Consider the following 18,170-nt stretch of genomic DNA (forward strand, 5'->3'; position numbering starts at 1 on the left):
CGCTTGCTCACTGCCGGGTGACGTTCCAATCGACCCAGCCTTCTATGCCGTCGACATGATGGATGTTCGATGCCTGCCAGATCGTCCAGTCGCGCGCGCCATAGCCGGGCGGCGCGAAAAGGCTGCGCAGCCAGAGCGGCCGCGGGATCGCAGCGCTGACCCGATATGCCGCGTCGAATTCGTCGGTGACATAGAGGATCGCGCGTTTTCCGCTGTGCGCTTCGATGCCGTGCAGAGCGATTGCCAGTTCACGGAAGAAGGCCGCCCGTGACGGACGGGCAGCGCAATTTCCGCCGAACTCCAGGTCGATGGCCGGCGGAAGGGTGTCGGACGCGGCGGGAACCGTCGCGGCGAAATTGGCCGCTTGTTCCGCCCCGGATCGGCAGAGGGTGAAGAAGTGGTAGGCGCCGGTGCGTAGTCCTGCCGCGCGCGCGCCCTGCCAGTTCTGGGTGAAGCGCGAATCCCGATGATCACCGTCTTCGCTGGCCTTGATATAGGCGAAATCCGCGCCGGCTTTCCTCACGCGCTGCCAGTCGATCGTGCCTTGGTGATGCGACACGTCGAGTCCTTGGATCGGGAAATGGGCGCGCGTCGGGTGCCAGAGACGGACATAAGCATAGGCTGCCATGCAAAGGGCTGTTGCGCCGATTGCCGCGAGAAGGATGCGCGAGAGCCGCCGCCGATCGCCAACGAAGGTCGTCATGCTCGTCAGCCCCGGATGTGCAGGACGCAGATGAGCGTGAACAGACGGCGGGCGGTGTCGAAGTCGGTCTCGATCTTGCCGGCCAGCCGTTCCATCAGCAGTTCGGCGGCATCGTTATGGATGCCGCGGCGGGCCATATCCACGGTCTCGATCTGATCAGGCGTCGACTGACGAATGGCCTGGAAGTAGCTGTCGCAGATCGCAAAATAGTCCTTGATCGGCCTGCGGAAGCGGGCAAGGCCGAGGATCAGCGTCTCCAGCAGCGTGCCGTTCTCCGCCTTGATGTCGATCGCCAGGCGGCCTTCCTCGACATGCAGACGGATCCTGTATGGGCCTGCATAGTCGTTCGGATATTCGCGCAGGGGCCGGAAATGATTGCCCTCGAGCAGATCGAAGATCGCGATCCGCCGCTCCTGCTCGACGTCGGCGTTGCGCCACAGGATGGTGCGCTCGTCGAGCTCGATATCGATGATGCGAGGGTCGGCCATGGCCGGTGCGCTGTTACCGGAGCGCAACCTGGTTGGCAAAGGGGGACGAAGGGAGAGGGCGCCGTTGCTTCGGCGCGCGCCTCAGGCCGCATCGTGGCCTCACTCGGCGACGTGCACCGTCACATGTGCGCTCCAGCCGGAGACAAGCGGGCGATCGGGCTTATCGTCGAGGACGAGCCGCACGGCGACGCGCTGCGTCACCTTCACCCAGTTGCCCGTGGCATTCTGGGCCGGAAGCACCGAGAAGGCCGAGCCTGTGCCCGCACCGATGCCGGTGACATGCGCTTTGTACGTGCGGCCGGGAATCGCATCGATTTCCACTTCGGCGCGCTGTCCGATGCGGATCCTCGGAAGCTGCGTTTCCTTGAAGTTCGCGTCGATCCAATAGCCTTCGTTGCTGACGATGCTGAGACCCGGGAACATGGCGATCGCCATCGCTCCTGGCTGGATCTTGTCGGCCTGGCTGACGCGGCCGTCCATCGGCGAGCGGATCACGGTGCGGCGCAGATCGAGCGCGGCCTTGTCGCGCGCGGCGATCGCCGCCTCGACCTGCGGATGGCCGCCATTGTCGGATACGCCCAGCATCGCGCGGGCGGCATCGGCGCTGGCCGACGCGGAATTCTGCTGGGCCTGGGCGGACGCCAGCGCGGCGCGCGCGGCGTCATAGGCGGCCCGGGTCGTGAAGCCGCGCTGGAGAAGCTCGGCCTGCCGGCGGAAATTCTCCTGTGCGAGCTGCACGTCGGCCGCCTTCTCGCCGATGTCCGCGACCTTTGAGGAATAGCTGCCCTGGAGTTGCGAGATGTCGAGCTGCGCGTTGCCGACGGCTGCGTCGGCCTGCATCAGCGCGATGCGATAGGGTTCGGGATCGATCAGGTAGAGGACATCCCCCGCCTTCACGATCTGATTCTCCTTGACGCGCATCTCGATGATGCGGCCGCTGACCTCGGGCGAGACGCTGACGACATGCGCCTGGATCTGGGCGTTGTCGGTCGAAACGGTGCGGCCGCTGGTCAGCCAGAAATAGACGGCGACGAACGCAAGGAGCACCGGAACGGAAGACATGATGAGCAGCCGGCGGACGCGGGCGCCCGGCGCGACGGGCGCGTCGACGAGCTCGTCGGCCTCGATCCGGGTCATCTCGTTCATGCGATTTCTCTCTGTCCGACCGCTTCGGTCTCTCGATGGCGTAGCCCATTACGCAATCGTTCGAGGCTGTCTATCACGATATCGGCAGCTTCGGGCGATAAAGCGGCCAACGCCTCGCGTTCCACTTCCGCGCCTATTTCGGCGAGCTTGTCTGCGATTCTCACCGCCTCCGGTAAAAGATGGAGGCGCCAGACGCGCCGGTCGCTGGGATCGGCGCGCCGCTCGACCAGGCCGGCTTCCGCCATGCGGTCGATCATGCGGCACAGGGTGATGCGTTCCACCTCAAGCGTGTCGGCAAGCTCGGCCTGGGTCACGCCCGGCGTGCGCGCAAGCCAGAAAATGACCCGCCATTGCTGGCGCGTGACGCCGAGCGCGCGAGCGCGCGCATCGAAGCGGTAGCGCATGCGGCTTGCCACGTCGTGCATCAGAAAACCGAGCGAGCGCTGATGATCCATAAGCATGCTTATCCTATCCATCATCATAATGAGGACCGCAAGCCGATCCGCCCTACGGCTGGCCCGTCTTTTGTCCACAGGACTGCCCACCGAAGCTTTTCGTCCGGGGCTTGAGAGGAATGGCGGGAGGCGCGATAGGGGAGGATATGGCCGAGCCCGCACGACTCATGCCGGTGCCTGCCGGTGAACCCACGACGCTTCCCTGCAATGTCGAGGCGGAGGCCGCGCTGCTTGGCGCGCTGATGATCGACAATCGGCTCGCCGAGGATATTCAGGGCACGCTGCGTCCCGATCACTTTTTCGAACAGGTCCACGGGCGCGTCTACGAAGCGATATTGAAGCTCGTCGACAAGAACATGATCGCCAATCCGGTAACTCTCCGGCCGATGTTCGAGAGCGACGAGGCGATGCGCGAGCTGGGCGGTCCAGCCTACCTCGCCCAGCTGACGGGCAGTGGCGCAACGCTGATCGGCGCGCGCGATTTCGCGACCCAGATCTATGACCTCGCTTTGCTGCGTGAACTGATCGGTGTCGGGCGCGAGATGGTCGAGAAGGCGGTCGATACCTCCGACACCGTCGATCCAAAGGCGCAGATCGAAGCCGCCGAGGTCGCGCTCTACAAGGTTGCCGAACAGGGCGGCGAGACGGGCAGCGTCAAGAGCTTCGGCCAGGCCACCAAGATGGCCGTCGAGCAGGCCGAGCGCGCGCTCAATTCGGGCGGCCATCTTTCCGGTATCACGACCGGCCTCGAAGGGGTCAATTCGCGCATCGGCGGCCTGCATCGTTCGGATCTGATCATTCTCGCCGGCCGCCCCGGCATGGGCAAGACGTCGCTCGCCACGAATATCGCATTCAATGCGGCCCAGCGGCTGGTGCGCGATCGCGAGGACGGGATCGAGGATGCCAAGTCGATGGGGGCGGCGGTCGCCTTCTTCAGCCTCGAAATGTCGGCGGATCAGCTCGCCACCCGCATCCTTTCCGAGCAGTCGAACATCAGCTCGGAAAATCTGCGTATGGGCAAGATCAGCCAGGCCGATTTCCGCAATCTCGCCCGCGCCGCGGCGGAGCTCGAGGGCCTGCCGCTCTATATCGACGATACGCCGGGTCTCACCATCGCCGCGATGCGCACCCGCGCCCGCCGCCTCAAGCGGCAGCGGGGCATCGGCCTGATCGTGGTCGACTATCTGCAGCTCCTGCAGGGATCCGGCCGCAGCAGCGATGGCAATCGCGTGCAGGAGATCTCCGAGATCAGCCGCGGCCTCAAGACGCTGGCGAAAGAGCTGCACGTGCCGGTGATCGCTTTGTCCCAGCTCAGCCGCGCCGTCGAGCAGCGCGAGGACAAACGCCCGCAGCTCTCGGACCTTCGCGAATCCGGCTCGATCGAGCAGGACGCCGATATCGTGCTGTTCGTGTTCCGCGAGGAATATTATGTCCAGTCGCGCGAGCCCAAGCGCCCGCTGGAAGGCGACGACGCCAAGACCTTCGAAGCACATGACCAGTGGGCGCGCGACATGGAGCGCGTATTCGGGCTGTCCGAATTGATCATCGCCAAGCAGCGGCACGGCGCCACCGGCAAGGTGAAGCTCCGTTTCGAGAGCAAGATCACCAAATTTTCCGACTATATCGACGATTCGCACCGTCCGCCTGGCATGTGATGGCCGTCGATCCGGCGCTGCCGGAGGCAGGAGGGGCCGTCAGATCAATCCAAGCGAGCGCATGCTGCTGTTGCCCTGTGCGCCGATCACGACATGGTCGTGCAGTGCGATGCCCAGCGGACGGCAGGCGTCGATCACCTCGCGGGTGAGGCGGATATCCTCGCGGCTGGGCTGCGGATCGCCGCTCGGATGGTTGTGGACGATGATCAGTGCGGCGCTGTGCAGGTCGATCGCGCGGCGTACGATCTCGCGGACGTGGATGGCGACCTGATCGATCGAGCCCTCGGCAATCATTTCGTCGCGGATCAGCATGTTGCGGCTGTTGAGATGGAGCACGCGGACCCGCTCAATCGGCCGATGCGCCATGTCGGCTTGCAGATAGTCGAGCAGCGCCTGCCAGTTCGAGAGAATCGGCTGATCGGCGATGCGCTTGCGCAGCAGCCGCAGCGCCGCGGCCTCCGCTATTTTCAGCGCCGCGACGACGCTTTCGCCGAGGCCGGCGCGGGCCAGGCTTTCAGGTTCGGCGCAGAGCAGCGGCTCCAGCCCGCCAAACTCGGCCAGCAGCCGTTTGGCGAGCGGCTTCGTATCCCGGCGAGGGATGGCGAGGGCAAGCAGATATTCGACGAGTTCATGGTCCAGCAGCCCCTCGGGCCCGAGCGTCAGCAGACGCTGGCGCAGGCGCGCGCGATGGCCGCTGCCGTCCGTCACGGAATCGTTCATGTATTGCGGGGTATAGCAAGGACGCGGTGGTTTGAAGACGGCCGCGAAATGATCCTATTGCGCGATCGGGCGTTGCAGGGAGGCAAGGACTGGTGGGAGTTGCGGGTGATTGACGATGGATTCGCTATGGCCGCGCAAGGATTTGTGCGGCTAGGCTGACGATCGTGGCAGAAGGGGACAGGAAGCCGCCACGGCGATGGCTGGTCGGAACGGCAGGGCTGCTCGTCCTGCTGGCCGGTGCTGTCCTCATTCTGTGGACGCAGCGCAAGCCGATCGCGCGCGATCTGATCGATGAGACGCTGCGCGCCAAGGGCGTGCCGGCGCGCTACGACCTCGTGACAATCGAGCCGGGGCTGCAACGCATCGAACATCTGGTGATCGGCGATCCAAGGCGCCCGGACCTGACCGCGGATTGGGTGGAGCTGAGCGTCGGTTATACGCCGTGGGGCGGGGTTGGGGTCAGTTCGCTCGCGGCGGGCGGCGTGCGGATGCGTGGGCGGGTGCGCGGCGGCAGGCTGTCGCTCGGTGCCATCGACCGGTTACTACCCGCATCCTCCGGAGGACCGCTGTCTCTGCCGGATATCGACATGCGTCTCAGCGATGCGCGGATGCATCTCGATACGCCCTTCGGCCAGGCGGGGCTTGCCCTCGACGGTAGCGGCAATCTTTCGGACGGTTTTCAGGGCAAGCTCGCCGCGATCGCGCCGCGTCTGGCGATCGGTGCCTGTGAGGCGGACCGCGCGACCGCGTTCGTCAACATCGCCGTCTCCGACTCAAAGCCGGCATTTGACGGGCCGGTGCGGGTGCGAGGCGTGCATTGCGATTCGGGGCTGTCGCTCACTGCTCCCCAGATTGCGATCGATGCGACGCTGGGCGAGGCGCTGAACAGCTGGAAGGGCGGCGCCCATGTCGAGCTGCTCGCTGCCGGGCAGGGGACGAATCGACTGGAGATGCTGATTGCCCAGATCGGTTTCGAAGGCGATGTGAACGAGACGCGAGGGGATTTCTCGACGACGGCGCAACGCTTCTCGGCAGGACGCAGCCTTGCCGGCATCGCGGCGGCACTCGACGGTAGCTATGCCTATCGATCGGGCGAGAAGCGGTTCGGCGTGAAGGCGCGTGCGCGCGTGCGGCAAGCTGCGGCCGAGCCCGCCGCCCTCGACGCGGCTCTTGCCTCTCTCGGGGGGATGGCGGGAACGCCGCTCGCGCCCTTTGGCGTAGCGCTGGCCGATGCGATGCGACGCGCCTCGGGGACGACGAAGCTGGACGCGGACATCGCGCTCGCGGGTACGCCGGCGCGCGGCGGCTTTCGGGTCAGCCGGCTGGTCGCCGAAGGCGGCGGTGCGGAAATCTCCTGGGGCGGCGGTACCGGCGTCACCTATGTATGGCCGGCCGGTCTTACCCGGCTCGACGGACGGCTTACTGTGGACGGCGGTGGCCTGCCCCAGGCGGACATCCGCTTGAAACAGCAACGTCCAGGGGCGCCGATCGAGGGGCTGGCGACCATCGCGCCCTATCAGGCAGGCGATGCGCGGATCGCGCTCCAGCCGGTGCGCTTCGTGGCCGCCGGCGGCCGCACCCGCTTCGAGACCCACGCGACGCTGGACGGGCCGCTTGGCAACGGGCGCGTCGAAGGGCTCAGCATGCCTCTTTCCGGCAGCTTCTCCGGCGACGGCTCCTTCGCGCTGGCGGCAGGCTGTATGCCCGTCGATTTCGTCCGGCTCGCCATAGCCGGCATGACGGTCGGACGATCGCGGCTGCCGCTGTGTCCGCTCGAAGGCCCGTCGCTGCTTGCGCGATCTCCGGGGGGCACGCTGCGGGGCGGGGTCCGAATCGATCGCCCGCGCCTCGTCGGAACGATCGGCAAGTCGCCGCTGGCGTTAAGCGCAAACGGCTTTTCCGCCAGCCTGTCGCGGCCGGGCTTTACGGCCGGCGGGGTGGCGATCCGCCTGGGTACCGGCCAGGCGGTGACGCGGCTCGATGTCGCCGCGTTGCGCGGCGATTACGGCAATGCCGGTCTCGGCGGCGATTTCTCGGGGCTTGCGGGAAAGCTCGCCAATGTTCCGCTGCTTATGTCCGATGGGGAAGGGCGCTGGCGGCTGGGCGGTGCCGTCCTCGACATCGGCGGCAAACTCAAGGTCGCCGATGAACAGACCGATCCGCGCTTCTTTCCGCTCTATACGGACGATGTGAAGCTGACGCTGAAGGACGGGGTGATCACCGTCGGCGGGCGGCTGCGCGAGCCGCGCCGGCATTCGGGGGTGACCGACGTTGCCATCGTCCACGATCTCGGTTCCGGCAGCGGCCACGCGACCCTCGACGTGCCCGGCCTCACTTTCAGCGACGCGCTCCAGCCGGACATGCTGACCCGGCTGACACTGGGCGTGATCGCCAATGTGAAGGGAACGATTCGCGGGCGGGGGCAGATTCGCTGGAGTCCCGACGGTGTCTCCAGCGACGGTCGTTTCCGTACCGACGACATGAGCCTCGCCGCTGCCTTCGGGCCGGCGAGCGGGATCAAGGGCGAGGTGGTGTTCGACGATCTCCTCGCGCTGTCGACGCCGCCCGGCCAGAAGGTGACGCTCGGCGAGGTCAATCCCGGTGTCGCCGTCAATGACGGCGTGATCCGCTATCAGTTGCTGCCGGGGCAGAAGGTGCGGGTGGAGGGCGGCCGATGGCCCTTTGCCGGCGGCGAGCTGGTCCTCGACGACAGTGTGCTCGACATGAGCCAGCCGGTCGACCGTCGCCTGGTCTTCCACGTCAAGGGCGTGAAGGCGGACGATTTCCTGCAGCGCTTCGATTTCGACAACATCAACGCCACCGGTACGTTCGATGGCGTTCTGCCGATCGTGTTCGGCGCCAATGGCGGCCGGATCGAGAAGGGGTATCTGGAAGTGCGGGAGAGCGGCGGCTCGCTCGCCTATGTCGGAGAGCTCACGCAGAGGGATCTGGGTAGCTGGGGCAATTATGCGTTCCAGTCCCTGCGCTCGGTGACGTACAAGACGCTGAACTTGCAGCTCAACGGCAATCTCGACGGCGACATGGTGACGCAGGTCGCTTTTACGGGGTTGAGCCAGGGCGTTGGCGCCAAGCAGAATTTCCTTACCCGCAAGATCGCCGCCTTGCCGATCCGGTTCAACGTCACCATCCGCGCGCCCTTCCGCCAGCTCCTTTTCTCGGCGCGATCGCTCTATGATCCGAGCCTGCTCGTGCAACAGAATCTGCCGACACTCATGAAAGTTCAGGAGGGCGCGGCGAAGCCGGCGCCCGTTCAGCCTCCGGTAAGCGGGAATAAGCCATGAATAAGCTGATATTGACCGATGGCGTGGCCAATGCGACGTCTCCCGGCATGGGAGCGCGCAAAGGGGCAGCGATCGGGCTCATGGCGGCCGCGGGCATGGCGCTTTCAGGGTGCGTGTCGCTCAAGGCGCCGGAAAAGCCCATCGAGATCAACCTGAACATCAATATCAAGCAGGAAGTGGTCTATCGTCTCGATGGTGAGGCGAAGAGCCTCATCCAGCAGCAGTCGGGAATTTTCTGATGATGCGCGAACTGATTTGGGGTGCGGTTATGGCTGGTGCGGCGCTCGGCGCCGCAGGAACGGCCCAGGCGCAGCGTGACCCGGCCTATGCGGCCGCGCGCGCTGAAGGGAAGATCGGAGAGAAGCCGGATGGCTATCTCGGCGTCGTCGGCAACCAGGGCGCCGACATCCAGGCGCTGGTGCGCGACATCAACATCAAGCGCAAGGCCGCCTATACCGCGAAGGTCACGGACGGCAGCGCGACGATCGAACAGTTCGCCTTCACCACCGGCTGCAATCTCATCGCGCAAACCTCGCCTGGCGAAAAATATCAGGCGCCCGACGGAAGCTGGCAGACCCGCGGTTCCGGGGCTCCGAAGCGTGACAGCCGCTGCCCCTGAGCAGTTCTTTGGTCCAATTGTCGTCCTGAAGCAGACGATTGCAGCTTCTGCACCGCAGCGTTGCGGTTGACTTGCGCACACCCCCTTCCTAAAGGGGCCTCGCCTTGGCGGGGTCGCTCGCCGGCATCGCCCGACGCTCTTGGACAGGGAGGGGAACGGCAATGGCGGAGAACGAACCCGGGCGTGACCCGAAAAGCGCGGAAGATGCCCGCCTGGCGTCGCTCGACGAGCGGCTGAAGGCGGCAACGGACGCGGAAAAGGTCAGGACAGGGACGACGCGAAAAAAGCCTGATGTGGGTTATTCCCAGGGCAATCGCGTGCTCTCGACCCTGATCGCGGGACCCGCCGTCGGCGCGCTGGTGGGATGGACGCTGGACCATGTTCTGGGCCGCTTCCACATCAACACGTCACCCTGGCTCCTGCTTGCCTTCCTGTTCCTCGGAATAGCGGCGGCTTTCAGGGTCATCATACGAATTTCGAACGAGCGTCCGGAGTGATTCGGGCGCTCGGGCTATAAGCAGGGGACAGCAGAGCGTGGCGGCTGAAGGCGGCAAGATCGATCCGATGCACCAGTTCCTTGTCGAACCGTTGTTCGGCAAGCATCTCATCGTCGGCGGCTATGACATCAGCTTCACCAACAGCGCGCTGTTCATGGTGCTGACGCTGGCGTGCATCTGGGCGTTCATGATGGGCGGTATGAAGCGTGCCCTCATCCCCGGTCGCTGGCAGGCCGCCGTGGAGGGCTTCACCGGCTTCGTCGCCAATATGATGGAGACGAACATCGGCCCGAAGGGCAAGGCGTTCACGCCTTATGTCTTCTCGCTCTTCATGTTCATCCTGGTCGCCAATCTGATCGGCATGCTGCCGCTGGGCATCGTTCCCGGCTGGCACGCCTTCACCGTGACCAGCCATCTGACGGTGACCGGCGTCCTCGCGATCATCAGCTTCTCGATCGTCCTGGTGGTCGGCTTCGCGCGCCATGGCTTCCATTTCTTCTCGCTGTTCGTGCCGCACGGTACGCCCGGCTACATGATCCCGCTGATCTTTCTGATCGAGCTCTTCTCCTTCCTGATCCGCCCCTTCTCGCTCGGCCTGCGACTGTTCGTCGCGATGACCGCGGGGCACATCCTGCTGAAGGTGCTTGCCGGCTTCGTGATCAACGGCATCAACGCCGGCCCCGGCATCGCGGCGATCGTCTCTATACCGAGCTTCATCCTGATGATCGGCATCACCCTGCTCGAACTGCTGGTGTGCGCCATCCAGGCTTATGTCTTTGCGCTGCTCACGTCGCTCTACCTGAACGACGCGATCAATCTGCACTGAGATTTTCGTCAACCATTACAACGATTAAAAAGAAGGAGCTTATCATGGATCCAGCAGCTGCAAAGCTTATCGGTGCCGGTCTGGCTGCCATCGGCGTCGGCCTTGCCGCGCTCGGCGTGGGTAATGTCTTCGGTTCGTTCCTCGAGAGCGCGCTGCGCAATCCGGCCGCTGCGGACGGCCAGCAGGGCCGCCTCTTCATCGGCTTCGCCGCCGCCGAGCTTCTCGGCCTGCTGGCGTTCGTCGTCGCGATGATCCTGCTGTTCGTCGCCTGATTGTTTCTTCCGATCCGGCCGGGCCTCGTCGAAGCGGCATCGCTTCGGCGGGCGCGGCGCGGACCGGATCGTAATTCTGGATTGCTCCGCCCATGCCCCAGATCGCACAGATTGCTGCAACCTATGCGTCGCAGATCTTCTGGCTGCTCATCGTCTTCGGCGTGATCTTCTTCGGAATCGGCTACGGCATGTTCCCGAAGATCCAGGGTACGGTGGAGTTGCGTGACCGCAAGATCGCCGATGACCTCGCCGCCGCCGAAGCCGCCCGCAAGGCAGCCGACATGACGGAAGAAGCCTATCGGGCCAAGATGGATGCGGCGCGCAGCGAAGCGCAGCAGGCCGCTCAGGCTGCCAAGGCCAAGGCTGCGGCCGAAACCGAGCAGCGGGTGAAGGCGGCCAATGCCGAGCTCAGCGCCCAGGCCGATGCTGCCAATGCACGGATTGCCGCGGCCCAGGCCGAGGCTCTCGCCGGAATCGAGGATGTCGCCGCCGAAGCGGCGCAGGAGATTGTCGCTCGGGTGTCGGGCGCCGCAGTCGATCGCGCCGCCGCCGCCCAGGCGGTGAAGGCCGCGCTGGCCAATGGCTGAAGGACAGACCATGAGTGAAGCCGCTGGCAATCTAGCCCACGCCGATCATCTCGAAGGCGCCAACGCTACGACCGAGGCGACCGTCCATGGCGGCTCCGAGCATGCGGATCCCACCGCCCTGGGCCTGAACGCGACCGCGTGGGTCGCGCTGGCGATGATCGTGGTCATCGTCCTGCTGCTCGTGAAGAAGGTGCCGGCGGTGATCGGCACGTCGCTCGACAAGAAGATCGCATCGATCCGCAAGAATCTCGACGAGGCGGCAAAGCTGCGCGGCGAGGCGGAAGCGCTCAAGGCCGAATATGAGAAGAAATCGGCTGCTGCGGCATCCGAGGCGCAGGCGATCCTTGCCAGTGCGCGCGAGGAAGCCGATCTGATCGTCGGCCAGGCGAAGACCGACGCCGAGGCGCTGGTCGCGCGCCGCGCCAAGATGGCCGAGGACAAGATCGCAGCGGCCGAGCGTGCCGCGGTGGCCGAAGTCCGCGCCAAGGCGGCAGCGGCGGCATCCGCTGCGGCAGCCACGCTGATCGGACAGAGCCACGACGCCACGGCGGACCGGACGTTGGTGGATACGACCATCGCCGGTCTGGGCAGTGCCCGCCTGAACTGATCCGCCCATCCGGGCAGGAATCCGAAACCCTCTCCCGTTCGCGGGGGAGGGTTTTTCTTTTGTCCATATCGTCTGCCGGACGATGCCCAGACCCAAGCCACTGGCATGGGCGACGCCTCCGCATTAAATCCGGCGCGTGAACGAACCCTCCGCCCCCGATCGCTTCAACGAGGAAAAGGCGACCTACACGGTCCGCGGATCGGACAAGCCCGATCTCGAGGCCGGCATCGCCGCCATACGCGAAGTGCTGAAAACCCTGCCGGCCCGTCCGGGCGTGTACCGGATGACGGACGCGCGCGGTGATGTGCTCTATGTCGGCAAGGCGCGCGTCCTGAAGAACCGCGTCACCAACTATACGCAGGTCTCGCGCCTGCCGCAGCGGCTCAACCGCATGGTGGCCCAGACTCGCGGCATGACCATAGTCACCACCAATACGGAGGCAGAGGCGCTGCTTCTGGAGGCGCAGCTGATCAAGCGCTTCCGGCCACCCTACAACGTCCTGCTGCGCGACGATAAAAGCTTTCCGTTCATCCTGCTGCGCTCCGATCACGATTTTCCGCGCGTGCAGCTCCATCGTGGCGCCCGCCGCGCGAAAGGTGATTATTTCGGTCCGTTCGCCGGGGCCGGCCAGGTTCGCAAGACACTGAACGCGCTGCAGAAGCTGTTCCTGCTGCGCTCGTGCACGGATAGTTTTTTCGCCAACCGCGATCGACCCTGCCTGCTCTACCAGATCAAGCGCTGCTCCGCACCCTGCGTCGATCGCATCTCGGCCGACGACTATGCGGAGCTCGTCGCGGACGCGAAAGCCTTCCTCACCGGCAAGTCCACCCAGGTCCAGAAGAAGCTCGGTCAGGCGATGACAGTCGCCGCCGACGCAATGGATTTCGAGCTGGCCGCGGTCTACCGGGATCGCCTCCGCGCGCTCACCTTCATCCAGGGAGCCCAGGCGATCAACGCCGAGGGAGTGAGCGATGCGGACGTCTTTGCGCTCGCCTCCAGGGCGGGCACCGTCGGCATCCAGGCCTTCTTCATCCGCGGCGGCCAGAATTGGGGCCATCGCAGCTTCTTTCCGGCCCATACCGCGGATGTGCCGGAAGAGGAGGTGCTCGCCAGCTTCCTGATGCAGTTCTACGAGGAGGTGCCGCCCGCGCGCCTCGTCCTCGTCGATCGCGATCTCACCGAAAATGCGCTGCTCGAAGAGGCGCTGTGCGAGAGGGCGGGCCGCAAGGTGCGTATCCATCGGCCGCAGCGCGGCGAACAGCGCAAGCTGCTCGAACAGGCGCAGCGCAATGCCGTCGAGGAGCTCGACCGCCGGCTTGCCGAAAGTTCGACGCAGGGCCGCATCCTGCAGGAGCTTGCCGACCTGTTCGAGCTGGAAGGACCGCCCAATCGCATCGAGGTCTATGACAACAGCCACGTCATGGGCACCAACATGGTCGGCGCGATGATCGTCGCGGGGCCGGAGGGCTTCCGTAAGAATGCCTATCGCAAGTTCAACATCCGCCGCCCCGAGACGGCGCCGGGCGACGATTTCGCGATGATGCGTGAGGTGCTGGAGCGACGCTTTGCCCGCCTGGAGAAGGAGGACCCCGATCGCAAGTCCGGCGAATGGCCCGATCTGCTGCTGATCGACGGCGGCAAGGGCCAGGTGTCGGCGGTCTGCAAGGTACTGGAGGAAGCCGGCGTCGAGGATGTGCCGGTAGTAGGCATCTCAAAAGGCCCCGATCGCAACGCCGGTCGGGAGCATTTCCACCTGCCGGACGGCCGCGAATCGATGCTGCCGCTCAATTCGCCGACGCTCTTCTACCTGCAGCGCATTCGCGACGAGGCGCATCGCTTCGCCATCGGCGCGCACCGGGCCAAGCGTGCCAAGGCGTTCACCGCAAGTCCGCTGGACGAGGTGCCGGGCATAGGCCCGGCCCGCAAGAAGGCGCTGCTGATGCATTTCGGCACGGCCAAGGCGGTTCGCGGTGCCGCGCTCGAGGATCTCGAAAGAGCGCCCGGCGTCTCCTCTGCCATGGCGCGCACCATCTACGATTATTTCCACCCCGCAGGCTGAACCGCCGGCTTGCCGTCCGGATTGTGGCGGCCGGCGGTGGCCGCCGCTCCCTCACCTGCCAGCACAGTCCGCCGCCCTTCGCAGGGCAAGGGCGCGCGCTATGCAGGGCTGGAATAGCGAGGGGAGGGATGCGGCGATGAAGGCCATGGTGATTGACCGCTTCGGCGGTTCGGACGAGTTCCGCCTCGCCAATCTGCCGGTGCCGCGGCCGGGTCCAGGACAGGTGCTGATCCGCGTCGCTTATGCCAGCGTCAATCCGGCGGACTGGAAGGGGCGGGCGGGCATGTTGCCCCACCTCGGCCATTATCCCTTTCCGATCACCATCGGCATGGATTGTGCCGGTGTCGTCACTGCCGTCGGAAGGGGGGTCACCGGCTTCCGGCCGGATGACCGGGTGATCAGCCTATCCGGAATGGGCCTAGGCCTGCAGGGCACCTATGCCGAATATGTGGTCGTGCCCGAGCCACGCGTCGCGCCCTTGCCGGCGCATCTCGATTTCGCGGCGGGTGCCACCATCCCGATCGCCTCGGCCAGCGCGGCGAGTTCGATCATCGATGTCGCCAAGGCGAAGGTGGGCGATGCCGTGTTCGTCAACGGTGGCGCGGGCAGCGTCGGCACCTTCGCTATCCAGTTCCTGAAGCATCTCGGCGCGCATGTCGTGGCGACCTGCAGCACGCGCAATGTCCACCATGTCCGTGGCCTCGGCGCGGATCTCGTGATCGACTATCTGCGGGAGGATATCGCAGCGGGGCTTGCACAATGGGCGCCGGACGGGCTGGATGCGGTCATAGACGCCGTCGGCCAGCACAGCCTGCCGCGCGACATGCCGCGGCTGATCAGGCCGGGCGGCACGCTGGTCTGCATCCAGAATCTCATCACCGGCGTCGAGGATTTCGATCTCGATCTCGCCGCCGCCCGGAACGTGCGGGTGGTCGACAACGTCGCCGATGCGATGACGGAGGATCCGACCTGGTTTCAAGTCCATGCGTTCCGTCAACTGCTTGACGCGATCGTCCAGCGCCGCGTCTCCGTGCCGCCCTACGAGATCGTGCCGCTGGAACAGGCCGGTGCGGCGCATGATCGGGTCCAGCAGGGCCATGTCGGTGGCAAGATCCTGTTGAAGATCGCCGATCTCTGAGCCGGGATGAGCCGAGCCCGCCGCAAACTGCCCGATGTCCTTCCCTTAGCGGGGCGGGAAGACGGGAAGTTTTGACGGGCTCGTCTCGAACGGCATCAAAAGCTAGAGCATCGTGCGGAAAAGTGGAAACCGATTTTCCGCATAAAGGATGCGATCACAAAGACTTAGAGCAAGCTGTGCGATTCACATATCGCGCAGCTTGATCTGAGATTGCCGGCAGTCACTGCAGGGTGTCCTGCTCAGTCATCATCGTCGTCGCCATGCCAGTAGCGATGCTCCCACCGTTCATGCTCCCAATGGCGGCGCGCCCGATCGCTTTCCCAGCGTCGGCGCTGTTCCCAGCGTTCATGGGCAATCCATGCCGCGCGCCGGTCGTCATAATAGCCATAGGGGTCATAGCCCGGCGCATAATAGCCGCGTCCGCCATAACCATAGCCTGGATAACCGGACCCGACATAGACGCCGTAGCTTTGCGCCGAAGCAGTCGTCGGAAGAAGGGCCGCCGCGGCCGCAAGGCCGAGTGCGGCGGGAATTGCAAAGGTCTTCAGCATTATCGGTCTCCTGGGTTTCCGGGAAATTTGCCAGGCCTGCGTGCTGCTCAGCAGCGGCTGTTCGAGCGATCGATCGCGCTGCCGGCGAGCGCACCCGCGCCGCCGCCCAGGATCGTGCCCAGCGTCCGATCGCCATGGCCTGCCACGCCGTTGCCGATCAGGCCGCCGGCTATCGCGCCGATGATCGCGCCGGCAGTGCCGTCGCTGCGGCAGCGATACCGATAATGCTGTCGGCCATAATATTGACGATCGCCATAGCCGGCATCGCCATAATAGGAGCGATCGTCATAAGCGTAACGATCATCGTATCGGCCGCTGTCGCGATATCCATAGGAAGAATAATAGCCGTTATTCCAGCCGCCATAATAGTCCTGCGCATTGGCAGCGGCTGGAATGGCGGCTGCACTGATCGCAGCTGCCAGGGCCGTCATGGCGATTGTCTTGCGTGCCATCTTCATTGTCCTTTCGTCGGCTGTCGGAACCGATGGCCCTTTCTAGGACGGTCGGCATGTGTGGAGACTGAATGGTTCTGGCAGCCGGGGTTCATTTACATTGGCATCTCCCAACCTTTGACGGGGCGGGCGGATGGAAAATAGCGAAGGGCGGACAAGAGCGTTTCCGCATCGTTCGGAAAGGTTCTAGACGGCATCCATGCATATCGCCGCCCACGCCATCGTCTGCGCGGTCCTGCCGCATGGCGAGCATGGTGCGATCGCCCGGCTGATGACGCCGGAGGACGGCCTTCAGCCCGGCTATGTTCGAGGCGGCCGTTCGCGGCGGCTGCGCCCGGTGCTGCTGCCCGGCAACGTCGTCGCCGCGGAATTCCGCGCCCGCACGGAAGACCAGCTGGCCGGCCTCACCGTCGAACTGGTCCACAGCCGTGGTCCGCTGCTCGGCGAGGCGTTGGCTGCGGCTGCGATCGACTGGGCCACAGCGCTGAGCGCCGCGGCGCTGCCGGAGGGGCTGCCGGCTCCCCGTCTGTATGAAGCACTGGACGGTCTGCTCGGTGCGATAGAGCATGCTCCGAGCGCAAGGGGGTGGACGGCGGCGCTGGTCCGCTACGAGCTTCTGCTGCTCGCGGAGCTCGGTTTCGGACTCGATCTGTCGCAATGCGTCGCGACCGGCGCGAGCGAAGATCTCGCCTTCGTCAGCCCCAGAAGCGCGGGTGCGGTCAGCCGTGCCGCCGGAGAGGCCTATGCGGCGCGCCTGCTGCGATTGCCTCCCTTTTTGCGCGATGGCGGCGAGGCGGAGTGGCCCGATCTGCTGGATGGCCTGCGCCTCACCGGCTTCTTCCTCGATCGCGACGTGCTCACCGATCGCAAGCAGGCGGTGCTCGCTGCGCGCGAGCGTCTGGTGCAGCGGCTTCGCCGCGTGACGAACTGATCGGCGGATTGATCGGGCAGGGGCTTGCCCCTGTCGTCCCGCCTGTGCATGAGCGCCGCTGCATCTGGATGAAGGGGAGACACCATGGCGCTCATTGCCTTGCTGCCGGGAGACGGAATCGGACCGGAGGTCGTGGAGCAGGCGGTGCGCGTGCTCGCCGCGGCCGGCGCCGAGGGGCTCGCCTATGAGGAGGCTCTGGTCGGTGGCGCGGCTTACAAGGCAGAGGGTCATCCGCTGCCGGAAAAGACGCTGGACGTCGCGCGCCGCGCCGACGCCATATTGTTCGGCGCGGTCGGCGATCCCGATTGCGACGCGCTGGAGCGGCATTTGCGGCCCGAACAGGCGATCCTCGGTCTGCGCAGGGCGCTCGGCCTTTTTGCCAATCTCCGTCCCGCCAAGCTCTTTCCAGAACTGGCGGACGCCTCCGCGCTGCGCCCCGAAGTCGCCACCGCGATCGATCTGGTGATCGTGCGTGAGCTGACCGGCGACGTCTATTTCGGCCAGCCGCGCGGCCTCCGCAAGACGGAGGCGGGGTTGCGCGAAGGCTTCGATACGATGCGCTATGACGAGGCGGAGATCGCCCGCATCGCCCGCGTCGGCTTCGAGACGGCGCGAGCCCGCCGGGGCAAGCTCTGCTCGGTGGACAAGGCCAACGTGCTGGAAACCTCGCAGCTCTGGCGCGACGTGGTGATCGAGGTTTCCGCCGACTATCCCGATGTCGCGCTGAGCCACATGTATGTCGACAATGCCGCGATGCAGCTGGTGCGTAATCCCGGCCAGTTCGACGTGGTCGTCACCGGCAATCTGTTCGGCGACATCCTGTCGGATCAGGCCAGCATGTGCGCCGGTTCGATCGGCATGCTGCCCTCAGCCTCGCTCGATTCGGGTAAGAAGGGCCTCTATGAGCCGATCCACGGTTCGGCGCCGGACATCGCTGGCGAGGGCAAGGCCAATCCGCTGGCGACCATCCTGTCGGCCGCGATGATGCTGCGCTATTCGTTGGATCAGGCTGCGGTTGCGGATCGGATCGAGGCGGCCGTCGCCCGCGCTCTCGCCAATGGCGCACGCTCGCCAGACCTCGGCGGCGGCATGACGACCGCCGCGATGGGCGATGCGGTGATCGCCGCGCTCTGAAGCCCCTCCCTTTCGGTGACGATCCCTG

Annotated in this window: 20 protein-coding genes; 13 read left to right on the plus strand and 7 right to left on the minus strand. The window is 65.4% G+C overall.

Going from position 1 to position 18,170, the window contains the following annotated elements; genetic code table 11:
• Positions 1-7: 7 nt before the first annotated feature.
• The 4 genes from GQY20_RS13685 to GQY20_RS13700 all read right to left on the minus strand — a co-directional run bounded on the left by GQY20_RS13685 (position 8) and on the right by GQY20_RS13700 (position 2,792).
• Positions 8-703 carry a GH25 family lysozyme gene (locus GQY20_RS13685; protein ID WP_157217671.1) on the minus strand — a complete coding sequence of 232 codons (696 nt, stop codon included), beginning with the start codon at positions 701-703 and terminating at the stop codon, positions 8-10.
• A 5-nt stretch (positions 704-708) separates the two neighbouring features.
• Entirely contained in the window at positions 709-1,191 is a 483-nt protein-coding gene (locus tag GQY20_RS13690) for a UPF0262 family protein (RefSeq protein WP_157217672.1), read from the minus strand.
• Positions 1,192-1,290: 99 nt separating this feature from the next.
• A complete protein-coding gene (locus GQY20_RS13695) occupies positions 1,291-2,337 on the minus strand; it encodes an HlyD family secretion protein (protein WP_157217673.1) in 1,047 nt (348 codons plus the stop codon).
• Positions 2,334-2,792: a MarR family winged helix-turn-helix transcriptional regulator gene (locus GQY20_RS13700; protein ID WP_232476041.1), complete on the minus strand. Its 459-nt coding sequence runs from the start codon at positions 2,790-2,792 to the stop codon at positions 2,334-2,336. The genes GQY20_RS13695 and GQY20_RS13700 overlap by 4 nt, the downstream gene beginning before the upstream one ends.
• 146 nt (positions 2,793-2,938) lie before the next feature.
• On the opposite strand from GQY20_RS13700, the gene GQY20_RS13705 reads away from it, so the two are divergent.
• On the plus strand, positions 2,939-4,447 hold the full coding sequence (locus GQY20_RS13705) for a replicative DNA helicase (RefSeq protein WP_157217674.1): 1,509 nt from the start codon (positions 2,939-2,941) through the stop codon (positions 4,445-4,447).
• A 39-nt stretch (positions 4,448-4,486) separates the two neighbouring features.
• Here the strand turns inward: GQY20_RS13705 and radC are convergent, their stop codons facing one another.
• Positions 4,487-5,167, minus strand: a complete 681-nt coding sequence (radC, locus tag GQY20_RS13710) for a RadC family protein (protein ID WP_157217675.1) — start codon at positions 5,165-5,167, stop codon at positions 4,487-4,489.
• A gap of 164 nt (positions 5,168-5,331) precedes the next feature.
• Between radC and GQY20_RS13715 the strand changes: the two genes are divergently transcribed.
• The 10 genes from GQY20_RS13715 (at position 5,332) to GQY20_RS13760 (ending at position 15,074) form a co-directional block, all read left to right on the plus strand.
• Positions 5,332-8,469 (plus strand): YdbH domain-containing protein, encoded by a 3,138-nt coding sequence (locus GQY20_RS13715; protein ID WP_157217676.1) that lies wholly within the window; start codon positions 5,332-5,334, stop codon positions 8,467-8,469.
• On the plus strand, positions 8,466-8,708 hold the full coding sequence (locus GQY20_RS13720; RefSeq protein ID WP_408641104.1) for a YnbE family lipoprotein: 243 nt from the start codon (positions 8,466-8,468) through the stop codon (positions 8,706-8,708). The genes GQY20_RS13715 and GQY20_RS13720 overlap by 4 nt, the downstream gene beginning before the upstream one ends.
• On the plus strand, positions 8,708-9,088 hold the full coding sequence (locus tag GQY20_RS13725; protein WP_408641105.1) for a YdbL family protein: 381 nt from the start codon (positions 8,708-8,710) through the stop codon (positions 9,086-9,088). Before GQY20_RS13720 ends, GQY20_RS13725 begins: the two co-directional genes overlap by 1 nt.
• A 161-nt stretch (positions 9,089-9,249) precedes the next feature.
• Complete coding sequence (locus GQY20_RS13730; protein WP_157217861.1) at positions 9,250-9,585, plus strand: AtpZ/AtpI family protein; 336 nt, start codon at positions 9,250-9,252, stop codon at positions 9,583-9,585.
• Positions 9,586-9,622: 37 nt separating this feature from the next.
• Positions 9,623-10,411 (plus strand): F0F1 ATP synthase subunit A, encoded by a 789-nt coding sequence (locus GQY20_RS13735; RefSeq protein ID WP_157217677.1) that lies wholly within the window; start codon positions 9,623-9,625, stop codon positions 10,409-10,411.
• Between the two features lie 44 nt (positions 10,412-10,455).
• The gene (locus GQY20_RS13740; RefSeq protein ID WP_157217678.1) at positions 10,456-10,683 is read left to right on the plus strand and encodes a F0F1 ATP synthase subunit C; all 228 of its coding nucleotides are present in this window, start codon (positions 10,456-10,458) and stop codon (positions 10,681-10,683) included.
• A gap of 92 nt (positions 10,684-10,775) precedes the next feature.
• On the plus strand, positions 10,776-11,270 hold the full coding sequence (locus GQY20_RS13745; protein ID WP_157217679.1) for a F0F1 ATP synthase subunit B family protein: 495 nt from the start codon (positions 10,776-10,778) through the stop codon (positions 11,268-11,270).
• A 10-nt stretch (positions 11,271-11,280) separates the two neighbouring features.
• A complete protein-coding gene (locus GQY20_RS13750; protein WP_232476042.1) occupies positions 11,281-11,877 on the plus strand; it encodes a F0F1 ATP synthase subunit B family protein in 597 nt (198 codons plus the stop codon).
• 136 nt (positions 11,878-12,013) lie between these two features.
• The gene (uvrC, locus tag GQY20_RS13755) at positions 12,014-13,936 is read left to right on the plus strand and encodes an excinuclease ABC subunit UvrC (RefSeq protein ID WP_157217681.1); all 1,923 of its coding nucleotides are present in this window, start codon (positions 12,014-12,016) and stop codon (positions 13,934-13,936) included.
• Positions 13,937-14,072: 136 nt separating this feature from the next.
• Positions 14,073-15,074 carry a quinone oxidoreductase family protein gene (locus GQY20_RS13760; protein WP_198350953.1) on the plus strand — a complete coding sequence of 334 codons (1,002 nt, stop codon included), beginning with the start codon at positions 14,073-14,075 and terminating at the stop codon, positions 15,072-15,074.
• 239 nt (positions 15,075-15,313) lie between these two features.
• Here GQY20_RS13760 and GQY20_RS13765 read toward each other — a convergent pair whose 3' ends face one another.
• Positions 15,314-15,625 (minus strand): hypothetical protein, encoded by a 312-nt coding sequence (locus GQY20_RS13765; RefSeq protein ID WP_157217683.1) that lies wholly within the window; start codon positions 15,623-15,625, stop codon positions 15,314-15,316.
• Positions 15,626-15,672: 47 nt separating this feature from the next.
• Complete coding sequence (locus GQY20_RS13770; protein WP_157217684.1) at positions 15,673-16,077, minus strand: glycine zipper 2TM domain-containing protein; 405 nt, start codon at positions 16,075-16,077, stop codon at positions 15,673-15,675.
• A gap of 199 nt (positions 16,078-16,276) precedes the next feature.
• On the opposite strand from GQY20_RS13770, the gene recO reads away from it, so the two are divergent.
• The gene (gene recO, locus GQY20_RS13775) at positions 16,277-17,008 is read left to right on the plus strand and encodes a DNA repair protein RecO (protein WP_157217685.1); all 732 of its coding nucleotides are present in this window, start codon (positions 16,277-16,279) and stop codon (positions 17,006-17,008) included.
• Positions 17,009-17,092: 84 nt separating this feature from the next.
• Positions 17,093-18,142 (plus strand): 3-isopropylmalate dehydrogenase, encoded by a 1,050-nt coding sequence (leuB, locus tag GQY20_RS13780; RefSeq protein WP_157217686.1) that lies wholly within the window; start codon positions 17,093-17,095, stop codon positions 18,140-18,142.
• Positions 18,143-18,170: the final 28 nt, after the last annotated feature.

This window comes from Flavisphingomonas formosensis (genome assembly GCF_009755815.1).
Classification (GTDB): domain Bacteria; phylum Pseudomonadota; class Alphaproteobacteria; order Sphingomonadales; family Sphingomonadaceae; genus Flavisphingomonas; species Flavisphingomonas formosensis.

Bases quoted from the DNA above. Each gene is read 5' to 3' on its own strand.
- GQY20_RS13725 (WP_408641105.1), top strand. From the start codon at position 8,708: ATGATGCGCGAACTGATTTGGGGTGCGGTTATGGCTGGTGCGGCGCTC.
- GQY20_RS13745 (WP_157217679.1), top strand. From the start codon at position 10,776: ATGCCCCAGATCGCACAGATTGCTGCAACCTATGCGTCGCAGATCTTC.
- GQY20_RS13705 (WP_157217674.1), top strand. From the start codon at position 2,939: ATGGCCGAGCCCGCACGACTCATGCCGGTGCCTGCCGGTGAACCCACG.
- radC (WP_157217675.1), bottom strand. From the start codon at position 5,167: ATGAACGATTCCGTGACGGACGGCAGCGGCCATCGCGCGCGCCTGCGC.
- GQY20_RS13760 (WP_198350953.1), top strand. From the start codon at position 14,073: ATGAAGGCCATGGTGATTGACCGCTTCGGCGGTTCGGACGAGTTCCGC.
- GQY20_RS13765 (WP_157217683.1), bottom strand. From the start codon at position 15,625: ATGCTGAAGACCTTTGCAATTCCCGCCGCACTCGGCCTTGCGGCCGCG.
- GQY20_RS13720 (WP_408641104.1), top strand. From the start codon at position 8,466: ATGAATAAGCTGATATTGACCGATGGCGTGGCCAATGCGACGTCTCCC.
- GQY20_RS13730 (WP_157217861.1), top strand. From the start codon at position 9,250: ATGGCGGAGAACGAACCCGGGCGTGACCCGAAAAGCGCGGAAGATGCC.
- GQY20_RS13690 (WP_157217672.1), bottom strand. From the start codon at position 1,191: ATGGCCGACCCTCGCATCATCGATATCGAGCTCGACGAGCGCACCATC.
- leuB (WP_157217686.1), top strand. From the start codon at position 17,093: ATGGCGCTCATTGCCTTGCTGCCGGGAGACGGAATCGGACCGGAGGTC.
- recO (WP_157217685.1), top strand. From the start codon at position 16,277: ATGCATATCGCCGCCCACGCCATCGTCTGCGCGGTCCTGCCGCATGGC.
- GQY20_RS13750 (WP_232476042.1), top strand. From the start codon at position 11,281: ATGAGTGAAGCCGCTGGCAATCTAGCCCACGCCGATCATCTCGAAGGC.
- GQY20_RS13770 (WP_157217684.1), bottom strand. From the start codon at position 16,077: ATGGCACGCAAGACAATCGCCATGACGGCCCTGGCAGCTGCGATCAGT.
- GQY20_RS13685 (WP_157217671.1), bottom strand. From the start codon at position 703: ATGACGACCTTCGTTGGCGATCGGCGGCGGCTCTCGCGCATCCTTCTC.
- GQY20_RS13740 (WP_157217678.1), top strand. From the start codon at position 10,456: ATGGATCCAGCAGCTGCAAAGCTTATCGGTGCCGGTCTGGCTGCCATC.
- GQY20_RS13700 (WP_232476041.1), bottom strand. From the start codon at position 2,792: ATGGATCATCAGCGCTCGCTCGGTTTTCTGATGCACGACGTGGCAAGC.
- GQY20_RS13695 (WP_157217673.1), bottom strand. From the start codon at position 2,337: ATGAACGAGATGACCCGGATCGAGGCCGACGAGCTCGTCGACGCGCCC.